Origin of the sequence: Escherichia sp. KTE172, from assembly GCF_000408845.1 — a bacterium.
GTDB classification, from domain to species: domain Bacteria; phylum Pseudomonadota; class Gammaproteobacteria; order Enterobacterales; family Enterobacteriaceae; genus Escherichia; species Escherichia coli.
In genome coordinates, this window is sequence record NZ_KE137316.1 from 3,616,144 (window position 1) to 3,622,879 (window position 6,736).

Sequence of the window (6,736 nt, forward strand, 5' to 3'; positions counted from 1 at the left end):
TTCACTACTACACCCCATCTGCCATCCATAACAACCGATTCACCCCCTCGCGAGGCGTTGTTGCCCGTCACCCGGACAGACACCGTTATGGACTTCTCTTGTTGCACGATCGATCAATTGTTATGCATGCTGACACCACAACCCCGGTGGGTATGACCGATGCCTTTCTCACTCTCTTCCCGGTCATCGTCGGCCTTCCCCGTTATTGTGGCGTGTCAGCACCCTCGACGGCATTTCGATGGCTGCTCAGTGTTCACTCACGTTACGGCCCGCATAACCCGTTGACTTCCTGAAGAAGTCGTTTCAGGGAGAGATTCAGCCCTTTTGTTACCTCCTGGACCGCTTCTTGTCCTTCCAGTCGGAGCGAGAGTTAGCCGGGGCGGACTTTCACCGACGGAAAGATCGTGCATTTCAAGGCACACACAACAATATCTGCGAGCGTGCTATCCGTCCGGTCGTTATGGGACGAAAGGCCTGGTTGTTCGCTGGTTCACTGGTGGCCGGGAACCGCGCGGCACAGATAATGAGCCTTCTGGGAACCGCAGTCTGGAGCCACATGCTTGGCTGACGGACGTCCTGACGCGTCTGCCGGAGTGGCCGGAGGAGAGGTTGGCTGAGTTACTGCCTCTTGAGGGCTTTACCTTCTTCGGGTAAGTGATACCTGCCGTCAGGTGTTTGTGCACCGGGCCATAACCTGCAGTTGGGAATTGAACGCCTGACAACAGGAAATGAGCTAGAGCAGTAAACACGCGGGCTGACAATGGGTCAGAATATGAGTTAGCCCGGCGTTATTCCTGGGGTCAGTACTTCAGATCTAGCCTCCGGTACCAGACTAGCTAGCCCCTACGCAACCAAATAAATCAACCATCGTCAGAGTGCAATCGTTCATATACACTGTCGGTGATGCGCTAAAAAATGCGTTAATGTTGAGTTCCTCGAACCCTTACCAATTAAGGGACATAGCCAGATACGCAACTGGCTGATGCAAGCAGTCTAATGTCTTTAGATCCGCTGGCCTGCGGGCATGACAATGTCAAACAGTCAAAGATTGTGGCGTTGACGGTCAGTCTTGGGGACAAAAAAGCTCAGTATTCTCGTTGGCAACCAGATAATTTAACAGTTGATGCTGAAACGAAATAGGCATCTTGGTTCTGTAATGCCAGTCAGTTAAGCAACTGACTGGCTCTTTTTCGGGGCTGTGGGGTATTTCCAGGGCCTCTCCTTTACCACTCTCGGGAAGGCCCTTTCCCTTCTTGTCGGTAATTTCACAAGTTGTCCCATACTTGCAAGATCGCGCATCAGCTCCGGTATACGTCCCGGTGAAGCGCCCTGCAATGTCATCAGCATTCTCATCACCATTCCGCATGATTCTGAGAAACTCAGTTGATTCGGCCAGTAACCTTTCAGATGTTCCGCCATTTTAATCATCTGATATCTCACCAGATTATAAGCCAGTAAGACACCCCACAGCTCTTGCTCCACAAGCTCCGGCTTTTTACTTCTCAGCGTCAGCCTGCTCCGTTGCATCGTCTGTTTTATCTCCCTGTATCCCAGTTCGATTTCCCAGCGATGACTGTACAGATCCCCCATTTCTCCTCCGGGGAAGCGCATGGCGTCCGTCATCGACGTCAGCAGATGGCAGACTTTTCCTTTGCGCGTCACGGTCAGCAGGCGGGCAGTCACTTCATTTCCCAGTCCCGGCCACTTTTTTCGTGCCTGCGGGCTGGTTTTCAGCTTCACCAGATGATCGCCTTTACCCAGTTTTCTGATCTCTTCATATTGCGCTCCCTTTCTGAGAGGTATCATCCAGTGGCGGTGTTCTCCCGCCAGGCTCCAGGCATTTAACAGTCCCAGTGAGTAATAACCTTTATCCATTAACGTCAGAGTGTTATCGCCGGTTTGTTCTATAAGTTGCTCAGCAAGCTCATTTTCGCTGTTCTTCATCGTGCCGAAGGCTGCAGCCGTCAGCAGATGGCTGGTCAGTTCCATCTGGCAGACCATTTTGACCTGCGGGTAGAGCGCCGGGTTCCCGGCATGTGTCTGGCGGGGGAAGGCTGCATCGTTCTCTGGTGTATCCGGTGTGCGCCAGAACACACCATCGATGGCCAGCAGGGTCAGGCCGCACCAGTGCGGATGCGGCGTGGCGTTATGCCAGAGCTGCGCTGTTTTCGTGAACACGCGGCGGACAGCCTCACTTCCCAGGCGCTGGCGGGCCTGAATAACGGCACTGGGGGCAACGAAGGGGCGATTGCCCGGCAGCATGATGTCCAGGCGATTCACAATCTGGTGAAGAGGTTCTTTACGCTCAAGCGCCATGCCAACAATACACCAGACCATCATTTCGAGGGGAAGACGGCGCTTGCGTAGCGTTACAGTACCTGATTCGGCAAGGCAACGAGAGATGAGTTCGGGGTCGAGGTAATCCCCCAGAGAAGTCAGTGGGTTACGCAGAGAATCGTAACGGGATACCAGATCAAGAGCCTGTCCAATGTGCATAAAAAAATCCGGAAACAAGTGAGCGTTTCCGGATTCTTACACAGCCACTGGATCGGTCAACTGATCCTTAACTGATCGGCATTAATCTTGGTTCTGGTGTTTGTAACAAACTATCAGCTACAAAAATATGCTCAATTTGTGACATCAGTAACAAAACGCGTTTTGTTATGTGGATTGCTTGTTTTTTGATCTGGTATAACAGGTATAAAGGTATACAGAAAAGCAAAGAAATACTGCAAAGGAAAACAGCTATAACGTAAGCTAAAGTAATAACCTCTCAGTCTTTCCTCATTTGACGAAGGGAGTTTTATTCAACCTGAACGGACTACGAAAATGAGCACAATGAATAAGTCAATTTTTGAAGCAGGGTTGAACTGTGCCAGTGGTGGAATATCTGGCGAACATTGTTTTTTGTTGGTGACCCAAAACTGTAGGTGGGTATCAGTTTTATCTTTCATAGAGTGAAATATGTTAAGAAGAAATGGAGGAAAAGATTGTACTGATTAGGTATTGATAACAATCAATAGTACTGGCGTATTTGAAGACAATATAATTATTTCTGGATATTGTTGAGGCTCCCTAATATTTACTTTAAGGGCTATATTAGAATAACACAGGAAACAAATATGGCAACAGCATGGTATAAACAAGTTAATCCACCACAACGGAAAGCTCTTTTTTCCGCATGGCTTGGATATGTATTTGATGGCTTTGATTTTATGATGATATTTTACATTCTTCATATTATAAAAGCAGATCTTGGCATTACGGATATTCAGGCTACTTTAATAGGGACAGTGGCCTTCATAGCCAGACCTATTGGAGGTGGTTTTTTTGGTGCCATGGCTGATAAATATGGTCGTAAGCCAATGATGATGTGGGCAATTTTCATTTACTCAGTCGGAACAGGCCTTAGCGGTATTGCTACAAACTTATATATGCTCGCAGTTTGCCGTTTTATTGTTGGCTTAGGGATGTCTGGTGAATATGCATGTGCTTCAACTTATGCGGTAGAAAGTTGGCCTAAAAATCTTCAATCTAAAGCTAGTGCTTTTTTGGTAAGTGGTTTTTCTGTTGGAAATATTATTGCGGCACAAATAATCCCTCAGTTTGCTGAAGTATATGGATGGAGAAACTCTTTTTTTATAGGCCTGTTACCAGTTTTACTAGTTCTTTGGATCAGAAAAAGTGCTCCAGAAAGTCAGGAGTGGATTGAAGATAAATATAAGGATAAATCAACATTTTTGTCTGTCTTCAGAAAACCACATCTTTCAATCTCTATGATCGTTTTCCTCGTCTGTTTTTGTCTATTTGGTGCAAACTGGCCGATAAACGGACTACTTCCTTCCTACCTGGCAGATAATGGAGTTAATACAGTGGTCATTTCAACTCTGATGACAATAGCAGGTTTAGGAACACTGACAGGTACAATATTTTTTGGTTTTGTTGGTGATAAGATTGGTGTAAAAAAAGCCTTTGTAGTCGGTCTAATAACTTCATTTATTTTCCTTTGTCCTCTTTTTTTTATTTCTGTGAAAAACTCTTCTCTTATAGGATTATGTCTCTTTGGATTAATGTTTACAAATTTAGGTATTGCAGGGTTGGTTCCAAAATTTATATATGATTACTTTCCAACAAAATTAAGAGGATTAGGGACCGGTCTTATTTATAACTTAGGGGCAACTGGAGGAATGGCCGCACCTGTATTAGCTACATACATTTCAGGATATTATGGCTTAGGTGTTTCATTATTCATTGTTACGGTTGCATTCTCTGCCTTATTAATTTTGTTAGTTGGTTTTGATATTCCAGGTAAAATTTATAAACTATCCGTGGCTAAATGATTGGAGGCTTTATGATTAATTATGGCGTTGTTGGTGTTGGATACTTTGGCGCTGAATTAGCTCGTTTTATGAATATGCATGATAATGCAAAAATTACATGTGTATACGATCCTGAAAATGGAGAAAATATTGCCCGTGAATTGCAGTGTATCAATATGTCAAGCTTGGATGCTTTAGTCTCAAGTAAATTAGTCGATTGCGTGATCGTAGCCACCCCAAATTATCTGCATAAAGAACCAGTAATTAAAGCAGCAAAGAATAAGAAGCATGTTTTTTGTGAAAAACCAATTGCATTAAGTTATGAAGATTGTGTGGATATGGTCAAAGCGTGTAAAGAAGCTGGTGTGACCTTTATGGCCGGGCATATTATGAATTTTTTCAATGGGGTTCAATATGCACGGAAGTTAATTAAAGAAGGTGTTATCGGCGAAATATTATCATGTCATACTAAGAGAAATGGCTGGGAAAACAAACAAGAGAGACTTTCCTGGAAAAAGATGAAAGAACAATCTGGTGGACATCTATATCATCATATACATGAGTTAGATTGTGTTCAGCATTTACTTGGAGAAATACCAGAGACGGTTACTATGATTGGTGGAAATTTGGCCCATTCTGGTCCAGGATTTGGCAATGAAGATGATATGTTATTTATGACCTTGGAATTCCCGTCAGGAAAACTAGCAACCTTAGAGTGGGGGAGTGCATTTAACTGGCCGGAACATTATGTCATCATCAATGGAACTAAAGGCTCTATTAAAATTGATATGCAAGAAACAGCAGGGTCACTTAGGATTGGCGGTCAGACAAAGCATTTTTTGGTCCATGAAACACAAGAAGAAGATGATGATCGTCGGAAAGGCAATATGACCTCAGAAATGGATGGCGCTATAGCATATGGTCATCCAGGAAAAAAAACACCATTATGGCTTGCCAGTTTAATAAGAAAGGAGACGTTATTCCTCCATAATATCCTCTGTGGTGCAAAACCTGAAGAAGATTATATTGACCTTCTCAATGGTGAGGCGGCCATGTCGGCGATTGCTACTGCTGATGCTGCCACTCTTTCAAGATCGCAGGACAGGAAAGTGAAAATCAGTGAGATCATTAAACATACATCAGTAATGTAAAAACTATACGCCTCTTGATTTAATTCAGGAGGCCTTTTATGTATGATCAAGAATTTTATCTTCGATAATCTCATAATTTTAGCAGTGCCATTTATGATAAAAACATCCCTTAAAACCAATCTAATCTTTTTCTTCCTCTGTGTATTTGTTCCCCATATGGCGTCATAATTTACGCTACGTAATACGGGATAGTTACGATACGCAGCGATAGCGCTAAGTTTTAGTTAAAATCCCCCATCAGCGGGATATGGGGATCTCTGGGAGGTTCAGGTTTTAGCATCGCGACTTTAATACGACAGACGCTGGTGACGATGATGCCAAGTAGTGACTCTTCCGAATAAGGTTCCCACTGACCAATTGGCGCGCGCTTCGCAATAAAATCTCCCTTCGCCCAGTATTGGGAAAAGTAGATACATTCAAACTGTGTACGCTGTTTCGTCTCACAGTTCACGACATTGCTGGCCGATGAGCTGACCATTGGGCCTATCCGGGCTGTCCCGATGGATATTACGCCGAAGTATGTGGGAATTGCCAGCGGATTGATGAACGCCGGTTCCGCTGTCGCCGACATTATTTCACCTATCGCCTTTGGCATTATTATCGACAAAACAGGCAACTGGAGTTTACCATTCTACGGTTCCGTCGCATTGCTTGTTATTGGTATATTCCTGACGTTCTTCATGCGTCCAGATAAGTCATTGTAAAAGTCGAATCAGGGCTGAAGTGGCACACTGAATTTGGCCACCTGAACAGAGGTGATATGCTCACCTCAGAACAACACAGGTGCTCCAATGAAAAAAAGAAATTTCAGCGCAGAGTTTAAACGCGAATCCGCTCAACTGGTTGTTGACCAGAAATACACGGTGGCAGATGCCGCGAAAGCTATGGATGTTGGCCTTTCCACAATGACAAGATGGGTCAAACAACTGCGTGATGAGCGTCAGGGCAAAACACCAAAAGCCTCTCCGATAACACCAGAACAAATCGAAATACGTAAGCTGAGGAAAAAGCTACAACGCATTGAAATGGAGAATGAAATATTAAAAAGGCTACCGCGCTCTTGATGTCAGACTCCCTGAACAGTTCTCGATAATCGGGAAACTCAGAGCGCATTATCCTGTGGTCACACTCTGCCATGTGTTCGGGGTTCATCGCAGCAGCTACAGATACTGGAAAAACCGTCCTGAAAAACCAGACGGCAGACGGGCTGTATTACGCAGTCAGGTACTTGAGCTACATGGCATCAGCCACGGTTCGGCCGGAGCA

The 6,736-nt window shown here is 44.8% G+C and carries 6 protein-coding genes and 2 pseudogenes; 6 read left to right on the top strand and 2 right to left on the bottom strand.

Features of this window, described 5'->3' with window-relative positions; genetic code table 11:
- Nucleotides 1-424: 424 nt before the first annotated feature.
- Nucleotides 425-654, top strand: a pseudogene (locus G434_RS28105) (transposase domain-containing protein); the annotation flags it as partial.
- 513 nt (nt 655-1,167) lie between these two features.
- On the opposite strand, the gene G434_RS06955 reads toward G434_RS28105, so the two are convergent.
- Nucleotides 1,168-2,514 carry an IS4-like element IS4 family transposase gene (locus tag G434_RS06955; RefSeq protein ID WP_000483767.1) on the bottom strand — a complete coding sequence of 449 codons (1,347 nt, stop codon included), beginning with the start codon at nt 2,512-2,514 and terminating at the stop codon, nt 1,168-1,170.
- A 608-nt stretch (nt 2,515-3,122) separates the two neighbouring features.
- Here G434_RS06955 and G434_RS06950 point away from each other — a divergent pair.
- The 3 genes from G434_RS06950 to ythA are packed head-to-tail and all read left to right on the top strand — an operon-like array spanning nt 3,123 to nt 5,638.
- Nucleotides 3,123-4,340 carry an MFS transporter gene (locus tag G434_RS06950; RefSeq protein WP_000179691.1) on the top strand — a complete coding sequence of 406 codons (1,218 nt, stop codon included), beginning with the start codon at nt 3,123-3,125 and terminating at the stop codon, nt 4,338-4,340.
- Nucleotides 4,341-4,351: 11 nt separating this feature from the next.
- Entirely contained in the window at nt 4,352-5,470 is a 1,119-nt protein-coding gene (gene nanY, locus G434_RS06945) for a 2,7-anhydro-N-acetylneuraminate hydratase (RefSeq protein WP_000611568.1), read from the top strand.
- 42 nt (nt 5,471-5,512) lie between these two features.
- Entirely contained in the window at nt 5,513-5,638 is a 126-nt protein-coding gene (gene ythA / locus G434_RS29255; protein WP_000594405.1) for a protein YthA, read from the top strand.
- Between the two features lie 52 nt (nt 5,639-5,690).
- Here the strand turns inward: ythA and G434_RS0125780 are convergent, their stop codons facing one another.
- A complete protein-coding gene (locus G434_RS0125780) occupies nt 5,691-5,948 on the bottom strand; it encodes a surface-adhesin E family protein (protein ID WP_000254999.1) in 258 nt (85 codons plus the stop codon).
- A gap of 22 nt (nt 5,949-5,970) precedes the next feature.
- Here G434_RS0125780 and G434_RS29950 point away from each other — a divergent pair, with 22 nt between their 5' ends.
- Together G434_RS29950 and G434_RS29260 are read left to right on the top strand one after the other, a co-directional pair.
- Nucleotides 5,971-6,174, top strand: coding sequence for an MFS transporter (locus G434_RS29950; protein ID WP_000355616.1), 204 nt, complete (start codon nt 5,971-5,973; stop codon nt 6,172-6,174).
- Nucleotides 6,175-6,261: 87 nt separating this feature from the next.
- Nucleotides 6,262-6,736 (top strand): annotated as a pseudogene (locus G434_RS29260) (IS3-like element IS911 family transposase); the annotation flags it as partial.